This window comes from Paenibacillus sp. FSL H8-0104 (assembly GCF_038050215.1).
Classification (GTDB): Bacteria; Bacillota; Bacilli; order Paenibacillales; family Paenibacillaceae; genus Paenibacillus; species Paenibacillus amylolyticus.
The window spans coordinates 4,196,394-4,216,266 of sequence record NZ_JBBOTC010000001.1; the positions used below are offsets into that span (position 1 = coordinate 4,196,394).

Annotated in this window: 16 protein-coding genes; 4 read left to right on the forward strand and 12 right to left on the reverse strand. The window is 45.9% G+C overall.

Annotated elements, in window-relative coordinates; translation table 11 throughout:
* Positions 1-110: 110 nt before the first annotated feature.
* The 8 genes from NST38_RS18610 to NST38_RS18645 all read right to left on the reverse strand — a co-directional run bounded on the left by NST38_RS18610 (position 111) and on the right by NST38_RS18645 (position 12,499).
* Positions 111-2,069 (reverse strand): ABC transporter permease, encoded by a 1,959-nt coding sequence (locus NST38_RS18610; RefSeq protein ID WP_076250053.1) that lies wholly within the window; start codon positions 2,067-2,069, stop codon positions 111-113.
* Positions 2,044-2,814, reverse strand: a complete 771-nt coding sequence (locus NST38_RS18615; RefSeq protein WP_017687815.1) for an ABC transporter ATP-binding protein — start codon at positions 2,812-2,814, stop codon at positions 2,044-2,046. The genes NST38_RS18610 and NST38_RS18615 overlap by 26 nt, the downstream gene beginning before the upstream one ends.
* A gap of 189 nt (positions 2,815-3,003) precedes the next feature.
* Positions 3,004-4,002, reverse strand: coding sequence for a sensor histidine kinase (locus NST38_RS18620; RefSeq protein ID WP_076250052.1), 999 nt, complete (start codon positions 4,000-4,002; stop codon positions 3,004-3,006).
* Positions 3,999-4,712 (reverse strand): response regulator transcription factor, encoded by a 714-nt coding sequence (locus NST38_RS18625; protein ID WP_076250051.1) that lies wholly within the window; start codon positions 4,710-4,712, stop codon positions 3,999-4,001. Before NST38_RS18625 ends, NST38_RS18620 begins: the two co-directional genes overlap by 4 nt.
* Before the next feature lie 83 nt (positions 4,713-4,795).
* Positions 4,796-5,770, reverse strand: coding sequence for a sugar kinase (locus tag NST38_RS18630; protein ID WP_076250602.1), 975 nt, complete (start codon positions 5,768-5,770; stop codon positions 4,796-4,798).
* A gap of 71 nt (positions 5,771-5,841) precedes the next feature.
* A complete protein-coding gene (locus tag NST38_RS18635; RefSeq protein ID WP_036672907.1) occupies positions 5,842-6,885 on the reverse strand; it encodes an SPFH domain-containing protein in 1,044 nt (347 codons plus the stop codon).
* Between the two features lie 266 nt (positions 6,886-7,151).
* Positions 7,152-11,528, reverse strand: coding sequence for a glycosyl hydrolase 53 family protein (locus tag NST38_RS18640; RefSeq protein ID WP_076250050.1), 4,377 nt, complete (start codon positions 11,526-11,528; stop codon positions 7,152-7,154).
* A 254-nt stretch (positions 11,529-11,782) separates the two neighbouring features.
* Positions 11,783-12,499 carry a YceI family protein gene (locus NST38_RS18645; protein WP_076250049.1) on the reverse strand — a complete coding sequence of 239 codons (717 nt, stop codon included), beginning with the start codon at positions 12,497-12,499 and terminating at the stop codon, positions 11,783-11,785.
* A gap of 192 nt (positions 12,500-12,691) precedes the next feature.
* Here NST38_RS18645 and NST38_RS18650 point away from each other — a divergent pair, with 192 nt between their 5' ends.
* Together NST38_RS18650 and NST38_RS18655 are read left to right on the forward strand one after the other, a co-directional pair.
* Positions 12,692-13,378, forward strand: coding sequence for a response regulator transcription factor (locus NST38_RS18650; protein ID WP_076250048.1), 687 nt, complete (start codon positions 12,692-12,694; stop codon positions 13,376-13,378).
* Positions 13,363-14,829 (forward strand): HAMP domain-containing sensor histidine kinase, encoded by a 1,467-nt coding sequence (locus NST38_RS18655; protein WP_076250047.1) that lies wholly within the window; start codon positions 13,363-13,365, stop codon positions 14,827-14,829. The genes NST38_RS18650 and NST38_RS18655 overlap by 16 nt, the downstream gene beginning before the upstream one ends.
* A gap of 96 nt (positions 14,830-14,925) precedes the next feature.
* On the opposite strand, the gene NST38_RS18660 is transcribed toward NST38_RS18655, so the two are convergent.
* The gene (locus tag NST38_RS18660) at positions 14,926-15,738 is read right to left on the reverse strand and encodes an AAA family ATPase (RefSeq protein ID WP_036672911.1); all 813 of its coding nucleotides are present in this window, start codon (positions 15,736-15,738) and stop codon (positions 14,926-14,928) included.
* A 343-nt stretch (positions 15,739-16,081) separates the two neighbouring features.
* Between NST38_RS18660 and NST38_RS18665 the strand changes: the two genes are divergently transcribed.
* Together NST38_RS18665 and NST38_RS18670 are read left to right on the forward strand one after the other, a co-directional pair.
* The gene (locus tag NST38_RS18665) at positions 16,082-16,234 is read left to right on the forward strand and encodes a DUF1540 domain-containing protein (RefSeq protein WP_076209985.1); all 153 of its coding nucleotides are present in this window, start codon (positions 16,082-16,084) and stop codon (positions 16,232-16,234) included.
* A gap of 202 nt (positions 16,235-16,436) precedes the next feature.
* Complete coding sequence (locus NST38_RS18670; protein WP_076250046.1) at positions 16,437-17,894, forward strand: 4-hydroxyphenylacetate 3-hydroxylase family protein; 1,458 nt, start codon at positions 16,437-16,439, stop codon at positions 17,892-17,894.
* Positions 17,895-17,915: 21 nt separating this feature from the next.
* Here NST38_RS18670 and NST38_RS18675 read toward each other — a convergent pair whose 3' ends face one another.
* From NST38_RS18675 to NST38_RS18685, 3 genes are read right to left on the reverse strand one after another with little or no spacing between them, the layout of a single operon-like run.
* Positions 17,916-18,482: a nitroreductase family protein gene (locus tag NST38_RS18675; RefSeq protein ID WP_074095588.1), complete on the reverse strand. Its 567-nt coding sequence runs from the start codon at positions 18,480-18,482 to the stop codon at positions 17,916-17,918.
* 52 nt (positions 18,483-18,534) lie between these two features.
* Complete coding sequence (locus NST38_RS18680; RefSeq protein ID WP_076250045.1) at positions 18,535-19,341, reverse strand: hypothetical protein; 807 nt, start codon at positions 19,339-19,341, stop codon at positions 18,535-18,537.
* 5 nt (positions 19,342-19,346) lie between these two features.
* Positions 19,347-19,799, reverse strand: a complete 453-nt coding sequence (locus tag NST38_RS18685; protein WP_017687802.1) for a flavodoxin — start codon at positions 19,797-19,799, stop codon at positions 19,347-19,349.
* Between the last annotated feature and the right edge of the window lie 74 nt (positions 19,800-19,873).

The following is a 19,873-nucleotide window of genomic DNA, read 5'->3' on the forward strand; positions in this document are numbered from 1 at the left end:
ATACATTCATCTTATCGCAAGAAAGCCCGCGTTTCCTTGATCTGAATCAAGAAATGCGGGCAATGAACAAATCATGGGTCGGTCCTCATGACCGCTTGTTTCTAAGATGGTCACACCATCATTTTACGCAAAGAAGCGATATATCTCGAACGTATAATGATAAAATAAAACGTCTGTGCAAGTACAAAGGCACCAAATACAGTCAACACGGGCATCGTATAATTGGTAATACCGAATTCAGTCAGGAATGGCTTAACCACCACCAAAGTTTCAATGATAGCTACTCCGATCGGTAAAAAGAACAAAATGGCAATCTGAACGGTGGATGATCGTTTCATCTCCTGGAAACTGAGACCCATTTTCGAAAGAGAATGCACCATCTTTCCATCCGCTTCAAGATCGGTATGCAGTCTGAAATACAAAAAGCTTGCAGAAGAGATCGAGAAGATTAATCCGATAAATATGCCCAGGAAGGTAAAGAGTGCTGTACCCTGTCTGAATCTTTCAAAATCACCGTACCGTGTACTCAGATATCCAGACTGGTTATCCGTTGAAGCGTTGCTGCTTCGGATGGAATCCGCGGAGGATAGAAGCTGATCGCTAACCATGGCTTCCGAAGAGTGGCGATCAGGTACAGCATGACCCCATGCAGGGATCTGATACAGGTATTTACCAGATATCATATTATCTTTGATCTGTTGGGCAATCTCTTCATACTTCTCATCCGGTAGGACAACTACACCTGTAGCATAGAGTAGGGTTCCAAACTGTGGATCGATATCTGTATCCGTAACCCTAACTTCCAGCGGACTAGCATTCAGACTCAACGTCAACTTGTCTCCCTTCGCATAATTACGAAATCTGTTGCGCTTTATCTGATCCTGACCCTTCTCATTGCGGGTATCCACAAATACAGCGGACCCGGTATCCAATTCGAACATCTTTCTCCCTTGTGTCAGATTGTATTGGTTGTATTGACTAAGCGGCATAACCGAGACTGCACTCTGATCTGCATCAGACCAGAAATATTCAATATAGACTTGCTGATAATCCAAGCCTGCGGCTTCAAGTTTCGAATCAATAGCACTCATATCCAATTGCTCTGTTGGTCTGAATACGTTGTATTGAATTGCAAAATCGTTGTTTGTAAACTGCTCCCGGTTCTCCTGATCCAGTGACAAAATTACAACTGCACTCATTGAAGCAATCGCAATCACCACGGTCACCATAAAGAGCATGCGGGCATTATCCTTCATTTTATAACTCATCTCTGAGATCCACAACAGACGTGTACCATGCCATACCGTTTTACGATTACGCTTCAATAAACGGATGATGAGCACGGAAAGTTGTGAATAGAAAAAATACGTCCCGGCTATCCCTGTTACTGCTGCAATCATGATGGTTCCGCCATTTAACCCGTTACGGAGTACCACAAAACCTACTGTAAGTAATGCAAAACCCAGAATTGAGAAGAACCATGAAGCTTTCGGCTCTTTTTTAGGTTTGTTGGTTCCCGTTAGAAGTTCTAACGTCCGTTTATTTCCGATAAAAACCAGTGTGAAGAGTGAAATGCAGAAAAATAATAACAGAAAGGCCCCGATCGTAATCAGAATCGCCTTCACGGGAAAATAAAAGGGCAGATCATCCATCCCGATAAAACGAGTGGTTAACATCAGGAACAGCTTGGACAACAACATACCTCCGCCGATACCGGCAATAATGGACAGGCAGCCGATCAACATGTTTTCCAAAATGACCAATCTCCGAATCTGTGCGGGTTCTGCACCAAGTATGGTCAGAATGCCAAACTCTTTATTCCGAGATTTGAGAAAAGCACTGATGGAATACATAACAAAGAAAAATGCAAACACATATACGATAATTGAAGCGATCTGCATTCCCGTAGCGGTTGTGTCACCCATCGGCAACTCTGTCACATACGGATGATAAATGAACACCGCATAAGCGAAGAATATCATGACCATAAACACACTACTTAGAAAAAAAGCAATATACGCTCGCCCATTACGGCGGATGTTATTAAACGCGAACTGAGGAAAGCTCATGTGAATTCCCTCCCCAGAAGGATAAAGTATCAATGATCCGCTGGAAAAACGTCTGTCGATTATCTCCACGGTGTACCTCGGCTGCCAGCTTTCCGTCCTTAATGAACACGATGCGGTTGCAATAACTTGCAGCAAGCGGGTCATGTGTGACCAACATAATGGTTGTTTTCTCCTGCTGGTTAATCTGTTCAAGTGACTCCATGACCGCTTGGGATGACGTAGAATCCAGCGCACCGGTTGGTTCATCCGCCAAAACAATCGAAGGCATATTGATCATGGATCTCGCAATGGCTGTTCGTTGTCGCTGTCCGCCCGAAATTTCGTAGACTCGTTTATCCAGAATATGATCAATCCCAAGCTTCGCTGTAATGCGATGTAGTCTGCTCTCCATCTCCTTTAGTTTGACCTTGTCCAGTGTCAATGGAAGTACAATATTCTCAGCAACAGTCAGCGTGTCCAACAGATTGAAATCCTGAAAGACAAATCCGAGTTCTCGACGTCGGAACATGGCAAGTTCTTTCTTTTTCATATCAAACGGGTTCATGCCATTAATCAGCACCTTGCCTGAGCTGGGTTCATCAATGGTGGAGACCATGTTTAACAATGTGGTTTTGCCACTGCCCGACGGGCCCATAATACCCACAAACTCACCTTGCTTGATTGTCAGATGAATATCACTAAGGGCTTGAGTCTGCACTTTGCCCTGATATACTTTGTTCAGTCCCGATACCTGTAACATTTCCATGCGTAATTCCCTCCTAATCCGTCATTCTTTATACGTTAATTCTATTCTTATCCTAACTGACCTCCCGTAACGGTGCTATCGAATTACCTTAAACTTCTCTTACAACGCGTTTAAGGTTCTGTTCCCCTGCCTCCTCTATGACACTTCTGTGCATTAAAAAAAGCACCTCGCCCATGGGCAAAGCGCTCTTTACTTCGGATATTTCGAATGAATCCAGCTGAATCTGACCAACGTTCCCTCATTTGGCTCCGAAAACAACTCCACACGGTTATCCAGGCGGGCACTGATCTCACGAACCAGATATAATCCCATTCCAGTAGATTCGTGATATTGTCTGCCCCGTTCACCTGTAAAATAAGGATTGAACACGCGATGAATATCCTCGGACGAGATGCCGATCCCCTCATCCTGAATGTCCAGGATTGTACGCTCTTCCTGCTTATAGCCTGTAATGATCACTTTTTTGCCTGATTTGCTATCGGAATAGTTCACGGCATTGGTCAAAATCTGGGTGAACATGAACCGCAGCCACTTGGAGTCACTGTAGATCTGAAGGTCACCCTCCATACGGATATCCGGCGTAATGCCTCTGCGAATAAACAAACGTCGGTTCTCTGCAATGCTACTCCGAAGCACCTCATGCAGAGACAGCAGCTCTACACGAAAATCCCCTTCGAACTGTTCAAGCCGTGATGAATGCAAGACCATTTCAAGTCCTTTGCGCAGCTTATCCAGCTCATCCTGAATACTGCCAGCCGTCTCATCGTCCACATCTTCCAAGGTCAGTTGGATAATGGACAACGGGGTCTTCATCTGATGAACCCAGCGATTCATGAATACCACCTGCTGTTCCTTGCTAGTACGTAACTGCCCCATCTCGTTCTGCCGATTACGCTCCAGTTCATGTAACAATTGCTGGATGGCTTCCGCCACGACCGAATTTCCAAGCGCTTGGAAAGGCTCGTTTACCAGTTTTCGTGGTTGTTCAAGCAGACGATAATACGCTCGCAGCTGGAAGTAACGTATGATCAGATAGACCAACAGCACAACAGTACTGATCAGCATGCCATAGAGAACAATCTTCATCGGACGGCCCTCACCAGAGAGCCAGTACACACACGGAACCAGCAACATCTGTAACACATAAAATCCAACTAACATCTGGTGGTCTTTCAGGAACAGTCTCATTTCCCTTTCCCCTGTGAGGACGAATCCAGATCCAACATACGATAACCCGCTCCGCGAACCGTCTCCAAAATCTCTTCTGCACCCAGCTCCTTCAACTTCCGGCGAACACGTGTAATATAGACATTCAACGTATTATCATCGATAAAATGCTGATCTTCCCACATTTGTTCTAACAATTTTTCTCGGCTGACAACTCGCCCTGCCTTCGCCATCAGCGCTTCCACCAGTATCGCTTCCTTCTGTGTCAGCTCGGTAGAACGCTCATCATATTCCAATACAAATCGCTCAGGATAAAGGATCATGGGACCGTTCTTCACCTTCACTTCCTGTTGAACAGCAGCGTAAGAACCATAGGCTCTGCGCAGCTGACTACGGACTTTGGCAAGAACAACTTCATATTGAAAAGGTTTTGTAATATAATCATCCGCTCCATGTTCCAACGCCATAATCTGATCCATACCACTATCACGAGCCGATATGAATAAAATGGGACATATGGAATGTGTGCGTATCTGCCTGCACCAGTAGTATCCATCATATTGAGGCAAATTCACATCCATCAGCACAAGGTCCGGCTTCACTTCCACAAATTCATCCAGTACATGACGAAAATCATCTGTGACCTGTACCTGGAATCCATTTCGGGTCAGATAAGCCGCCAGTAATCCTGCTAACTTGGCATCATCTTCAACCAACAATATCGACTGCATCGTTAACCCTCTTTCCGTTTCCTGACGTCAGTGTATCACATCTAGTTACCCATTCTAGTCGGAAACGGCTTGAAAATAAAGGTTTAGACCACGAGACGTCCCCTCTTCTCTGCCAAACCAATGATGGCTTCTACCCCTGAATTAAACTCAAGAAAATCCTGCTCGACCCCATCGCTGAAAATAACACCGTCCTCCGGCATCTGGGATACAATGTGCAGTGGTTGCTTTGAATGGATCTGTCCAAACACGAGATTGGCCGCAGTCGTCCGGCTCGGAAAAGGTTCACGTACTGAAAAATATAAGTACGGCGCATCCCAGTTAAAATGATTCAGCTCTTGCCTGCTCCCATGAATGGATGCCGATGCTGTAGCGACCTCCGCTTCGGAATTCATGTTCTGCCATGCAGCGGACCCTACAATTCCGGTGGCTCCGGCCAGCACACTTTTGAACCAGCCTGTCGATCCCATGCCTGTGGATACAATGATGCCACTAGAAGATTGTTGTTCTGTGGATGAACCCAAACGCACTTCATAACGAGCCGATACATGCGTCTTCCGACCAATGAACAGATCATTCACACCATATAGATACTGTCCATCATTGAGTTCCACTTTGGCGAGAGTGACTTCTTTCAAGGTTCGTTGCTTTCGAATGACATCAGGAACAATGAAGCTTAGATCTTCCACGGTAAAAGGTAATAACACGCCATCCCAACGCATCGGGTCCGGATTCACACCGATGAGCGGCTGCTCGGTTACGTATTTGAGGGTGTTGGCTACAAGCCCATCCTGTCCAACCACGACCACGATATCTTGCTCTCCAAAGATAAAGTTGGGTACATGTTCCCGATCAATCGTCTGAACGCGGCCCAATTGACCCAGTTGCTGCTGTGCCTGCTGCACAGATAGCCGATAACGACGGTCTTCCTCCATATAATCACTGAAGTCTGCACCCAGACGTTCAATATAGAACTGAGCTTGCTGCACCGTGTTATATCGAACCACCAGCTCTTCCAGTCTGGTCCGGCGCTTCACCAGAATCAGCTTGTGTTCGCTCATTCGATCATCCGCGGTGGCCTGCTGACGTACTGATTTCCCTGCTTGCTCTGCTTGCTCTCTTCTTCCTAGCCTCATCTCGCTCGTCCTCCTTGATCTCTGCCCGGCACAGGAGACATTAATCCTTGCAACAGATCCGGCGAGATATTAAGCTGCCCAATCTTGCCTGCATTTTCAGCCAGTTCCTGGAACGCGAGTGCGATCAGCTTATCAGAATTCATGCCCATATTCGCCATTGCTTGCAGTACATTGGGCTGTACATTTTGCAATGAGTTCATCACGGCAGCAATCTCATACGCTTTGGCATCTGCCTCGGCATTGTGATTAGCAATAGTTAACTCAATCAGTTGCTGCTTACGTTCCTCCATCGCTGTATTGAACTGAAGCTGCTCCTGCTCCATCTCGTTTTGTTTCTGTTTCACCGAGCGTTCTGTCTGCAATTGGGTCTCACGAATTTGCTGTTTCTTCGTCTCTACGGCAATTTCGGTGTTCAGTTCGTTCTCTTTCACTCGTCTTTCCTGTTCAATCGATGCATTCCGACGTACATAGAGCGCTTCATCTGCCTGACGCAAAATCTCTTCCCGCGCCTGTGCTTCCAATGCACGCATCGTCTCTTTATTAGGCAGAATGGCCAGAATCGATAGACTCATCAACTCAACGCCCAATTTCTCCAACTCTTCACTTTGCACAACCTCGCGTTTCATGCTGCTTGCCAGCCGTTCACTGGATTGAATAGCTTCTTTCAGCGGCATTTGCTCAAGATGTTTCTTGGTTAGTACTTTCGCTGTGGTGATCACCCGTTGATCCAGCTTGCCGGGGTCGTCGGAGATATACCGATTTTTGCGCAAATTGTACGTGTAATTCAGGCTCTGGGTTATTTTCAAATAATCCACAATGCGATAACTTAATTGCCCCTGCACAGTAACCGTCTGATAATCCGCCGTAATCTCTTCGAACATAAACGGTACATCCACCGAGGATACGGGTAGAACCACTACCGATGTGGTCGGCTCATAATAATAGAAGGACAATCCGACACCTTGACGTTGTACCTCACCATTTTTTACTTTCATGACATATTCACTGGGTTGAAATTTCGCAAATCGGAATCCAAACATAGCTCATTCCCCATTTCTTTAATATTGTCGTTTTGATATTATCGAAATGATAACAAATGAATTCGATATTGTCAATACGACATTAACAAAATGTTTATATGCCTATTTAGAGAAAGCGGGTCCGTTATAACCTCTTTTCACAAAAAAAAATAAAGAGATCGAATCACATGATCCGATCTCTTTACCTGCTTTGTTATTTTCTATTAGTGCATGCTGATGATGCACCAGGCATCCTTCATAATAAAAACGGACGTTTTGAACTATCTCTAATACAGTTGTTCCATCATTCTGGCGACTGCAACAGCTCCCTGTGCACGGTTCGCTGTTTCTTTCGGAGCAAACGTGCCATCAGGCATGCCATTTAGCAGCCCAAGTTGTTGCATCGAGGCTACAGCTTCTTTGGCGTATGCTGCGATCTCGGCGTTGTCTAAAAACAACATATTTCCTTGTACAGAATTGGTCGCATCCTCACGCTGCACAACCTTCAGTGCTCTGTTCAGCATAACGGCCATTTCTTCTCGTGAAATACGTTCATTCGCTCCAAAGCTTCCATCTGCTCGGCCTTGAATTATTTCCATTTCCATTCCAAGTCGTACTGAATCGGCAAACCACTGCCCTTCCATCACATCCGTTGGGACTGAAATAGATGGATCCGGCTGGCGTGCATCACCAATACCTTTAATAATCATTTGCAAAAATTGTGCTCTGGTCAGTTCACCTTGCGGGGCAAAACGAGTTGCGCTCATCCCCGAAATAATCCCTTTACCGTAGAGGTTCTGTACCTCTTGGATTGCCCAATTGTGATTTTGCAGATCATTTAATGGTACTTCAACTTCTGCAATGACATAACTGCTGGATTCCAGCGGTTTGAACGTCATCGTTTTGGTCTTGTCATCGTACTTGGAATACGTAACAGGCTTCATTTCTCCACTTGTGGATATGGAATGTACAACCATAACTACATCATTTTTCTTAGGTTGTTCCACATTGGATAGAGCAACTTCAACCGCTCTGTTTGTCCATTGCAATGGCTTATTGTTCATTAACAAATTCACATCAACAATCGCATGATTACCGATCGCTGCTTTTTGCGATGTAGTCAGTGTATCTGTCGATCCTTTTGCCACTACGATATCGAACGTTCCCTCAGTCTCCGCAATGGTTAGTGGGAGTGATCTCAGAGGAACACGAACGGTAGTCTGTCCTACAACTACATCTAGGGATTGCACTTCCTCGGAACGAACCCATGCTGCCAGCTGACTTGCAGCCAATTGGAATGTGACTGTCTTGGCTCTGTCAGGCACATCTGCAATCAGCTTCAACGTACGATTTCCTACATCCATCGATTGCAGTGCCTGAGTTAATTGGGATGCATCTGGACGAATGGAATACTTCTCATCCCCGGCTGTCGTTCCTTTTAACGTGATCGATCCCTTCTCCGGTGCAGTACCCGCTCCAACTGGTGGGGTTACAGATGGATTCCCCGTCGATGGTGCTGTTCCCGGGTTGGAAGGTTGTGAAGGTACACTTGGTTCTGATGGCTGGCCAGGGCCAGGTGTTACATCTTGACGTACAAGCTTACTCACAGCATCTTGTAACGCACGATCCGCATTGCTCACATCTTGCATTGAAGATTCAACATCCAGAATGAATGCCTTCGCTTCAGAAAGTGCCTTACTAAATACATTCCAGCTTGATGTCGTGTATTCGGTTTGTTTTAATTTCTCAGCGGCATCTACAGTAGCTTGCAGTGCAGTTTTGTCTGCCGGGAACGTACCGTATGCTTCAAATTCCATGAATCCTACCCATGTGGGACCTGTTTTAATCGTTACCCGAATGTAACGGCCCTCCGTGCCTTCTGGAAGTACATGGCTAGGTGCGGTCGATACAACAACATCACTTGTGGTGTCCACTACTTTCACAAAATTTTTGTTATCGTTGGACACTTCAATCGTATATTTGATACCACCACTCCACATGGACATCTCGATCTTGCGCAGGTTTGCGACTTGCCCCAAATCTACTTGCCACAAGCTGTCAATACTCTTATCGGTCCCCCATGAAGTGTTCGGATCGTTGTCGATTGCACCTTCAGGAGAGTTGGCTTGATTGCCTCCTGTCCCTGCACTGCTTGAAGCCGTTGCCGTTTTGCCCGTTGTTAAAGCCTCCAGAGAGACCAGACTAGTAAAGGCTTGTTTCAACGTACTCAGTGCTGAATTCACCTCAGATTGGACAACAGCATTGTTATCTCGGACCTGAATCGCTGTCTGCAAAGACTGTTCCAATACAGACCAGCTCCGGCGTGTATAGGAAGATTTAGTCTGCTGCTGCATTTGTTGAATGTACTGGTGCAGTTGTGTTTTGTCCACATTGGATAGACCTTGAATGGCATCATGCAAACGTTTAACCGCTGTATTCGCATCCGTCTGTGTTGCTCTTGGATCATTCAAGACCTGATCAGCGCCTTCCAGCGCTTTGGTCAATACCGCCCAAGTGGCCGCAGACCAGTCAGGCTGCTGATACGTACGCGCTTCCGCTATTTTAGCTCTGAGCTCGTCAAGCTGCGGGGTGATAACCTGCATCTGCTGCATCACACGTTCCAATGCTGTTGTCGCTGCATCTGTATCTGCTTGAGTTACCCCGCCCGGCGTGTATGCCTGTTGGTATACATCATTCGCTGCCGAGATTGCCGGAGCCAGAGTCACCCAGCTTTCCGGAGTAAAATCAGTCTGTACCAATGATTTGGCTCGTGTAAGCGCCGCATCCAGTTGCTGGCGGTCTGCGGGCAGAAGCTCCAATCCGCGTTTGTAAACATCCAGTGATGGCAAGGCACGTCCTTCGTAGGAGTATCCACCATTCCCCGGAAATTCATCATAGTCGAACATGGCATGATTTTCCCATGCATCTCCCTCGGAATCAATCCAGCCTACATTGGCGGCAATCCATGCGGGCTCCCAATAGAAGAAGCCTGCTCCGCGGTTTTCCGGCACGTCAGCAATCATATCCATAATGCCAGCAATAGCATCATATTGCCCCTGTACCGTTGCAGGGAATGTTGCTCCCCCAACATGAAGCGCTTCATCCGATCCAATGATATTGCCGTGTGCATCCCCGTTTTTATATGAGAATGGATACGATGTCTCGGCAATAATCACGTCTTTTTTGAATTTGTCAGATACTTTATTCATGGTGTTCTGCACATCGGCAAATGTTCCATGCCAGAACGGATAATAGGAAAGTCCGATGATATCGTACTTCAGTTCGCCTTTCTCCAGCTCACTGAAATACCAGTCGAACGTATCCGCCTTGCCGCCTTCTGCGAGATGAATCATGATTTGAACCTTATCAGCGTTATTGGTGATCTCTCCTTCTACTGCACGTACAGCATCAATTCCGCTTTTCAGCAATGCAACATTTTGCTTAAAATCCACGTCGCTGCTCAAGCCGTTCAGAACACCACTGTTGATCTCATTACCGATCTGCACCATATCAGGCATGGCGCCCTTTGCTTTCATTTCTCCCACAACTTCATACGTATAGTTGTATACGGCCTGCTTCAGCTCTTCATGCGAAAGGCCTTCCCAAGCTTTGGGACGAAGCTGCTGACCCGGGTGCGCCCACTCATCCGAGTAGTGGAAATCCAGCAGGATCTTCATACCTTTTTTCTTCACCCGCTCGGCCAAACGAATGACATCGTCCTTGTCGTTGTAGCCCCCTGATTTCTGTGGATCATTCCACAGACGAAGACGCACATAATTGACACCGCGATCCTTCAGGATATCAAGCAAGTCCCTTTCAGTGCCATTACTATCCAGATACTTCCCTCCATTAGCCTCAATGGCGGTTAACGTGGAAATATCCACTCCTCTAACGTAATCCGTCCGATATCCTCCAACTGTTACAGTGGCCTCCGGTTGAACAGGGGCTCCATATACTGCACCCGTCACGGTAAAGCTACCCGCATGTGCGTACTCTGAAGGGTCGATACTTTCCCATTCCACTGGAACCGAACCAGATTTGTCGTTCGGATACTTCGCTGTCACTTTTGTTGGCAGAACAGGTGCAACCCCAGCTACTGTATTGACCTTAACGGGATCGTAACTTGTAATGGTTGCTGGATCAATTTTTTCCTCTTTTCCCCAGACTTTAAGCTCGGATATCCCGGGCCACCAATTTGCTCCCGCATAGTACGGAATTGTAACCTTCACATACTGGACAGGTGTATTGGTCTGGAACTCTTCACTGGCAACAGTCTGTTTTATTTCGTTAGTCGTTTGGTCCACAACAGTTGACCAGTTGTTACCATCATCAGATACTTCAATCAAATATTTTACAACTTGGTCTTTGTCCTTCCAAGTCAATTCCGCTCCAGATAGATCATATGGCGCACCTAGGTCTATAGTCAACCAATGAGGATTACTCTCAGAAGTAGGTGAGCTCGCACTCCAGTGAGTATTCACATCACCATCTACCGCCTTTTCTTTTTGCCCCTCATTCACTAGATCTTCCTCTCTTACCGTAACCACCTTGTTAAATGCCACGTTCACTTTTGCATCTTCTGCAGCCGCTGGACGAACCATCAACCCCAGATCACAGAACAGCATCAGCAATACCAGACACCCGCTTATGTACCTCTTGTTCACTCTTGATCTCCCCCTTTTTGTGTTTGATTGTGCATGGATCAATGAATGTTATGAATCCTCCTCATTGTAAGCGCTTAATAGTGATGGGTAACACGGTATTATCCAAAGGAAACAGCAGTTATTTTAACAATATGCTCCTGTAAAAGTTACATTTGAGCGATAAGAATCACACTATTTGTAAAAAACAAAAAAATCTGTCCGTCCACCGTAAGGCAGAACAGAACAGATTTCTATCTAGATGATCGTCGCTACACTTATTTGGAGAGTTTCAATTCAAGTTGTACCTGGATATCATTTTCAGTCGAGAGCACAACGGAGTGTGGATTTTCCATTCCGAAATCTTCGAACGTTACCATCGATGTCGCCGACAACAAGACTGCATTATTCTCATAAGCAGCTTTGGCATCAAAAGTTACTTCTTTTTCAATACCTTTAACCGTAATGGTACCATTCATTTTGATATCAACCGTTTGACCGACAGGCCATTCCGCAGGTACCCCTTCAAATGAAGTCGCTGTAAATGTAGCTTGTGGATATGTAGCAACATCGAAGAAATCGGCTTGCTTCACGTGACCATCACGCTGTCCATTCCCGGAATCAATTCCGTCCATCTCGATCTGTCCTTCTGCCTTCATCTGAGCAGCATCGTCTACATTAATTGTCCAATTCCCTGTTACCTGCTCGTCCACAAAGTTAACGGTCTCCTGCGATGTAGTTACAGAGAAATATACTTTGGAACCTTCGCTGATGCTCCAGTCTCCGTTCAGTTGCTCTGCTCCAGCAGTTTCATTGGCTACAACCGTTCCTGTGCTATCTACAGCTGTGGTGGAAGTCGCTGTGCTCGCAGGAAGCACCTGCTCAATCTCCACGTTATTCCCCAAGTAACTGTTTGTGATATAGTAACCACCGCCACCGATTACGGCAACCGCCGCTACACCTGTAATAAGCCATGCTTTTGCTTTCTTGTTCATCTCTATGTTTCCTCCAGTACATGATTGTTTAGGTTGCTTCTTGGAGTGAATCATATCAATTGAATGTGTCAGGAAGAAGTCAAGATAAGACAAGTCCCATATTTTTTTGAAATCCGTAATACAGGATTGGCTTTACGCTCTGGCTCATGTAAAATCAGTACAAGTTTACAAAGCGAAAGGAGAACGCTTTTCTTGAAATCCATACTTATCGTCGAGGATGAACAAGCTATTGCACGAGTATTGGCTGCTTATCTGAGAAAAGCAGAATTTGAAGTTCATCATGCAGCAGATGGACCGACTGCACTTACCCTTTTTGATACCGTAACGCCTTCCCTTGTATTACTTGATGTGATGCTGCCAGGAATGGACGGATGGGATCTGCTGCGGATTATTCGTGAAAAAAGTGCTTGTCCCGTGATCATGCTAACTGCACTGGATGACATTTCAGACCGTCTCAACGGACTAAATGCCGGTGCTGACGATTATATGAGCAAACCTTTTGTACCGGAAGAAGTGGTTGCCAGAGTTAATGCAGTGTTGCGCCGTAATCCACATTGGACCTCAGGTGGCGAAGAGAAGCGTTCCTTTGGAAATCTCGTCATTGATCTTGCTGCCAAGCAGGTGCTGCTGAACGGTGCAGAGGTTGCACTCACACCTCGTGACCTGTCGTTACTGTTCTTCCTGTCCGATTATCCGAATCGTACATTTACCAGAGATCATCTTATTGAACAGGTATGGGGGATGGACTACGATGGCAGTGATCGTGCTGTGGATCTATCGATTAAACGACTACGTCAAGCCCTCTCCCACTGGTCGCCAGATACGGGAGAAATTCGGACGTTGCGAGGAATGGGGTATCAATTTTGGATCGCCAACTGAAACAGAAGAAACCCAAACGAACGATATCCATTCTGTCACACTGGACACTGCGATATTTTCTCATTTTGTGCATTGGTTTCACGATTATTGTGGCAGGGGCACTCTACTGGATTCGAACAACTTCCATTGAGAAAAGCCTCAAAACCGCAGAACTGCTTGGGCTGGAGATTGCCGATCGAGTGACCAGTGAAAATAATATGCTTCGGGTTCCACCGGATCTGGACAGACTGGTAACCAAGCGAGAGAAACTATTTAATACAGATCATTATTTTTGTGTCATGATCTTGGACAACAACAATCAATTGATCTTTTCCCAGCCTAAAATGGAGCAAAAAGATGTGCATTATCGACTGTCAGACGACTATCTTGAACCGCGAAACAACAAATATGCAGGTGTAACGGTCAACATATCTGAGGGCGATCAAACCTTGGGTAAAGTGTGGGTCATGCAGTCCAAACAATCCATTACATTTGGTCCAGAGACGATATGGCTCGTGGCTCTAATCCTCGGAGGACTAATCCTCTGTGGATGGTTTACAATCTATCTCTTGTCCAAAAAGTTATCCAGACCGATTCGTCAGGTCGCCTATGCCGCTGAGCAGATTCGAGGTGGCAACTATGATGTGAGTCTTGATCTGAATACACGAGAACGTGAGATCAATGAACTTGTAAATTCATTCCGCGATATGGCCACTCGTCTCCAACAACTCGAAGAATGGCGTACACTTTCGCTGGCAGGGGTAAGTCATGAACTCAAGACACCAGTAACTTCCATCAAGGGGCTCGTTATGGCAGTACGTGACGATGTCGTGAGTCCACAGGAAGGTAAAGAATTTTTGGATATCGCTTTGAAGGAATCTGAACGCATGGAGCGAATGGTCGCAGATTTGCTTGACTATAACGCCATGGCTGCAGGAAGTGTTGCCGTTCGAAAGGAACGGACGGATCTGAAACTGTTGGTCGGTGAGATCATCTATCAGTGGAAGATTGCGTACGAGGACAAAATGCCAGAGGTTCAGCTGCATGCCCCTCCGATTAACTTTTTTACCATGGGGGATGCTCTTCGCATTCAGCAGATCATTGTCAATTTGCTTAATAACGCACTTCATGCCACAGCTCCTGAACAGAAGGCTGTCTTCGACATTTATCTAAGTACAGAAGAACAGATGCTGTACGTTGATGTTAAAGACCACGGCACAGGCATCGCAGCCGAAGAACAACCCAAAATCTTCGAACGGTTCTATCGTGGAGAACTCAAAAAACGTCGTAACCGTGGTCTGGGTCTAGGATTAACATATAGCCGCCTACTCGCTCAGGAACAGGGCGGTGAACTGACACTTGTCTCCAGCAGCCCGGAAGGCAGCATGTTCAGATTAAGCCTGCCACGCTGGACTGCAACACAAGAAGCCATGAATACTGAAAAAGCATACGGAGCAGCCGTTAAAGTATAAAGCACCTCGCTAACATGACGATTAGCCCAGAACTCCATTCAGGAGACTGGGCTAGTTCAACGTTGTTCTTTGTTGCTTTATCCAGAACGGAAGCAATCAACACTCTAATACACGTGGTCTGTATTCATCGTAAGCATCCGAGATCAGTTGCTTATGAAGTACACTACTGGCAATGATTGCTTTCCGCTTTGCTTTCAGAACGATCTGCTCTATATCCGCATAACTGCACCCGGTCAAGCGTTCACATATGTAATCTTCCAGCCGAGTCTCCTGTTCAAATGCCCCTACCAATTTGCTGATATACAATTTGCGACTCGAATCATCAGGCATACCGTAGGTCATCTTCGTATCAAACCGCCGCCAGATGGCGTGATCCAGTTGGGTTTCCAGATTCGTTGCAGCCACCAGAATGCTTTCCCCATCGAATTCGTCCAGACACTGCAACAATGTATTCACGACACGAGCCATCTCTTTCACTTCATCATTGCTCTCACGTGTCCGGCCTATGGCATCAAATTCATCCAGAAATAACACACAGGGATTCATTCGTGCATATTCGAATAACTTACGTACGTTACTCCCCGTCTCCCCAAGATGGCTATGAATGATCGCATCTAATCTCACAAGAACCAATGGCAGATCAAGGCGCTCCGCCAGATGTGATGCCGTTAATGTTTTTCCCGTACCGGGTGGCCCGAACATGACCATTTTGTTGGGGATTGATACATCATGCTCTCTGAACTTCTCTTTCATGCCCAGAATGGTGATAAATTCATTAATGATGCGTTCATTTTCAGCGGAAAATACAATATGCTGGGCTTTGCGTCTACACTCTTTCGGCGTGTAAAAAGCAGCCATATCGATCCCTTTCGCGCGGGGAATCCGGTTCATATGGTTTATTTTGCTCATGTATTCACATGCTCCTTCATTTATGGTTTCGTGTAAATGTTTAGTTCAATTTATATAGAATCAATTAGACTTAATCGTAATCATTACTATTAAATAATAACATACTACTGCCTTTTTGCAAATATAACCACAGCACGTCCACTATTTTGCCACAGATGGGGGCATTTGGTTGCAAGCTTCAATTAAATTTGCTATTCTAAGTATGCATCGTTGTGTATAACGCAAAAAAGCCCTCCGAATTTCGTGAGAGCAACAGAATTTTCCAGATTGACAAGCGGCAACTTGTTATATCCGGATTCTTTATACCAACGACTGTAATCCAATTAAAGTGAGGTTAACAATCATGGCAAAAGACGTATTGTGTGAAGTTAATTCCTGTCGTCACTGGGCTCAAGAGAACAAATGTAACGCTTCTTCGATCTACATCGTGAGTCACAGTAACAAAGAAGCAAGTCAGTCTGCTGAAACAGACTGCAAGACTTTTGAAGTAAAATAAGTAATTTCATGTAATCGACTTAAAGGAGCCCTTACCGGTTCCTTTTTTCTTTGTCTATTGTAACAAGAATGATAATTATTATCAAGCCCTATTCTGTAAAAATCCTTCTCACCTCTTCAATGCACATTGGACAGATGACCTACGTACACTACGTAAGAAGTCAGTATGCCCATGAACGATTAGAACCAAGAGGTGAATAACAATGCCTGTTAAAAGTGGCACACAGTATCGCGAACGAATTGATGCACAGTCCGTCCCTTGCTGGTACAAAGGTAACCTTATTACTGGAAAACGCTCTGAACATGTAGCATTTGCTGGTTTGATGGAGACTCAGATGCACATGTATGATCTGCAATCGGATTCTAAATTTGCAGAAACGATGACGTATGCCTCCCCGGCAGACGGCAAACCTGTGGGGATATCCTTCCTGCCTCCAACCAGTGCCGACGACCTCCGTAAACGACGCGAAGGGATGAATATCTGGGCAAATGTGCATCATGGCTTTCTTGGTCGCTCACCCGATTACATGAATACAGCCATAATGTCCTTTTACACAGGTGCCGATCTCCTGAACGAACTATCTCCCCAATATGCAGAAAATCTCAAAAATTATTATGCGTACTGCCGTGATCATGATATCACGTTATCCCATGCCTTCATTCAGCCATATGCCAGCAAAATCTCAGGGCAATTGGATGCTACTGAAGATGCTATTGCCGCAAAGGTCGTGGATCGCACCGAGGAAGGTCTCATTATTAGCGGTGCATTCATGATGGCTACACAAGCTGCCACTTCGGATGAGATATTTGTCTATCCGTCACCTTCACCCGCCCCATTTGATGACGAAAATCCATTTGCATTCTCTTTTGCTGTCCCCAATGATCTTCCAGGAATCAGTCTGGTATGCAGGGATACCTACGCAGCCGAATCCCACACTAATTATCCCCTGAGTTCCAGATATGAAGAAATGGACAATATCGTCATCTTTGACAGGGTGCTCGTTCCGCATGAACGAATATTTTTTGCAGGAAGTGAGGAAATGTCCTCGCGTCTCTTCAGTGGTAGTAACTTTCATATTCACGCAGGTCATCAGGTATTGTGTCGTTATATTGCCAAGACGGAATTTGTTCTCGGTACAATCCAGCTTCTCACGGATACGCTGGATCTGAATACGGAAGCACATGTTATAGAGAAATCTGCACGTGTGTTCGCAGGTCTTGAATCGTTAAAAGCATTGGCCTTGGCCGCGGAGGCAGGTGCAATACCAGACGGACGAGGATTTGTATTACCTGCACCCAAACCATTGATGGCAGCCAATCTCCTTTTTCCGAAACTTTATCCTGAGTTGATTGAAATTCTGCAACTCTTGGGTTCGAGCGGGGTAATTATGATCCCTCAGGAAGAAGAGTTTCAATCCGATATCGCTCCGTCACTGAATATATATCTGAAAGGGAACGATATGGCTTCTCACGAACGCAACGCTCTGTTCCGCCTGATCTGGGAGCTTGGGTCTGGTTCATTCGGGGGCAGACAGACCCAATTCGAACGATTCTTTTTTGGCAATGTCCTTACGGTATCCAATCGGTTGTTCTCCGTCTACAACAAAGATCAGACGAATCGTCAGCTCGTTCGTGATTTTCTATCCAACAACAGCAAATAAGAGAACCAATAAATTATTTTTTTAAACCAGATGGTCATAAACCGTCATCAGTTCAGAGGCTGGTCTGCTTGCATCCATATCCCGCAATGCAGGCTGGTCTCCGTAACCGATATGAAAGACTCCCAGCACCTTCTCTTCACTTGTCAAACCCATCAAATTCATAAACACAGGATGTTGTTGATAATCATTGATCTTCCAGACCGCATTCAACCCCTGTTCCGCAGCCAGAATACTAAAGCGTTTGCTCCAGGCTTTGGCCGGCAGAAGATCATCCTCACGGGCATTTCTAGGCGCCACGACAACCAGATGGGTTGGAATTGCTTCCGTGTATTGATATGTAGCCCAATCGCCGTAGCGATCAGCCAGATGGGGTGGATAGCTCTGTCTGACCGCTTCCAGATAAAGCTGTCGTCCTTCGCCTGCAAACAACATAAACCTCCAAGGTTCTGAACTCATTACATATAATGAAGGATCTGCTTCATCAAGCAACTTTCGTATAACCGACTGGGGTACTGGCAACGGACTGAATTCACAAGTTCCTGCACGTCTCTTGCTGCTGCTTATATCTTGACTTAGACCGGTAGACATGGCAACTTCCCCTCCTCTATCTGCATGATATATCGTTATCCTTCAATTGTCTTCACATCAACCATGTTTTCTTCGGTTCAATGGCTTCCGTTCTCCAGCGATCTACCTCTTCGTGGATGCGCGCTTTATCACGCGTCGTAAACTGTTCTGACTCCACCACTTCTGCTTGCGGCATGCTGTCACGTATCAAGCGAATGTAGTCCATGGAACGGATCAGAGACTGGCGTCCAGGGATGTACCTTATTTTGCGTCCTTCCAACAAGCAGTATATCTCGATCATACCCGGTAATTTTCCGAAGGCTTCCCAGCAGAATGCACTGACCATATGCTGAAATGCCTCAACTACGTTTGGATCATGGACAACCATATATTTCTGAATCAGCAGCGAATCCCAGCCTTCTGGTTGCCAGGCCGCCTGAAATATCATCGATAAATGCATGGATAATGAAGGTAACTCCGTTCTCCACTGTTCAAAAAGAATGGCTGGATGCTTCAGATCATCGTTCATTGCAATGGCGAGTGACAATTCATCCGTAATCTTGTTCTTCACATCCCAGTAATGGAGAACAGATTCGAAACCATCCGTCTTTCTGGGCCACCACTTCTCAAGTAAATACTGTACGGGTACCTCTTTGCGAACATCGGGGTCGAGACTGTAAAAGGCATTGACCGCATGGCTCACCGCATATTGTACACGGTGCCTCCATTGCAGTGGAAGACGCTGCTCAGACACTGGTTCAGGGCGGATGAATCGGTGTGGGCTGCGCAGCATTTCTTCCAATCTGTAATCTTCAAGCAGACGTCCAGGAAGGTCATTCCTTCCGACTGGCATCGCTGCCTGAACATTATGTCTTAACATGATCTTTAGGACACCTGTAATCCGGCAGCAGCGAAGCGTTTGCCAAAGTCACGGCATGTTTCTTTCTCCTGCTCAAGCGGACTGTATTCAATTTTCAACATCTCTGGAGATACCTCCGCCCCACGCTCTTGCAGCTTGGCAGCCGCAAGATCAACTGCACCGCAGAACTGCTCATATGAGGTGTCACCACTACCAAACACCGCAGCTCTCTTACCGCTCAGGTCAAGCTCATCCAGCTCCTCATAGAAATCAAGGAATTCATCCGGCAACTCCCCATCTCCCCAGGTGTACACACCGATCATGAATCCGTCATAGTCCAATACATCAGATGCATTACAATCCGTTACGGATTTCAGGTCTGCCTCGTGGCCTCCCTGTGTAATTCCTTCCACAATCAGTTCTGCAATTTCTTCTGTATTTCCTGTCATGCTCGCATAAGCCACTAACAATTTAGCCATCTATTTTTCCCTCACTTTATTTGATCATGTTATATTCTCTCTATGAAGAAAGAATGAATTTTTGATTAACAAAA

Excerpts from the sequence above, each read along its gene's own strand:
- NST38_RS18625 (WP_076250051.1), bottom strand. The coding sequence starts at position 4,712 with ATGCAGTCGATATTGTTGGTTGAAGATGATGCCAAGTTAGCAGGATTA.
- NST38_RS18660 (WP_036672911.1), bottom strand. The coding sequence starts at position 15,738 with ATGAGCAAAATAAACCATATGAACCGGATTCCCCGCGCGAAAGGGATC.
- NST38_RS18665 (WP_076209985.1), top strand. The coding sequence starts at position 16,082 with ATGGCAAAAGACGTATTGTGTGAAGTTAATTCCTGTCGTCACTGGGCT.
- NST38_RS18670 (WP_076250046.1), top strand. The coding sequence starts at position 16,437 with ATGCCTGTTAAAAGTGGCACACAGTATCGCGAACGAATTGATGCACAG.
- NST38_RS18675 (WP_074095588.1), bottom strand. The coding sequence starts at position 18,482 with ATGTCTACCGGTCTAAGTCAAGATATAAGCAGCAGCAAGAGACGTGCA.
- NST38_RS18615 (WP_017687815.1), bottom strand. The coding sequence starts at position 2,814 with ATGGAAATGTTACAGGTATCGGGACTGAACAAAGTATATCAGGGCAAA.
- NST38_RS18610 (WP_076250053.1), bottom strand. The coding sequence starts at position 2,069 with ATGAGCTTTCCTCAGTTCGCGTTTAATAACATCCGCCGTAATGGGCGA.
- NST38_RS18630 (WP_076250602.1), bottom strand. The coding sequence starts at position 5,770 with ATGAGCGAACACAAGCTGATTCTGGTGAAGCGCCGGACCAGACTGGAA.
- NST38_RS18635 (WP_036672907.1), bottom strand. The coding sequence starts at position 6,885 with ATGTTTGGATTCCGATTTGCGAAATTTCAACCCAGTGAATATGTCATG.
- NST38_RS18645 (WP_076250049.1), bottom strand. The coding sequence starts at position 12,499 with ATGAACAAGAAAGCAAAAGCATGGCTTATTACAGGTGTAGCGGCGGTT.
- NST38_RS18685 (WP_017687802.1), bottom strand. The coding sequence starts at position 19,799 with ATGGCTAAATTGTTAGTGGCTTATGCGAGCATGACAGGAAATACAGAA.
- NST38_RS18680 (WP_076250045.1), bottom strand. The coding sequence starts at position 19,341 with ATGTTAAGACATAATGTTCAGGCAGCGATGCCAGTCGGAAGGAATGAC.
- NST38_RS18620 (WP_076250052.1), bottom strand. The coding sequence starts at position 4,002 with ATGAGACTGTTCCTGAAAGACCACCAGATGTTAGTTGGATTTTATGTG.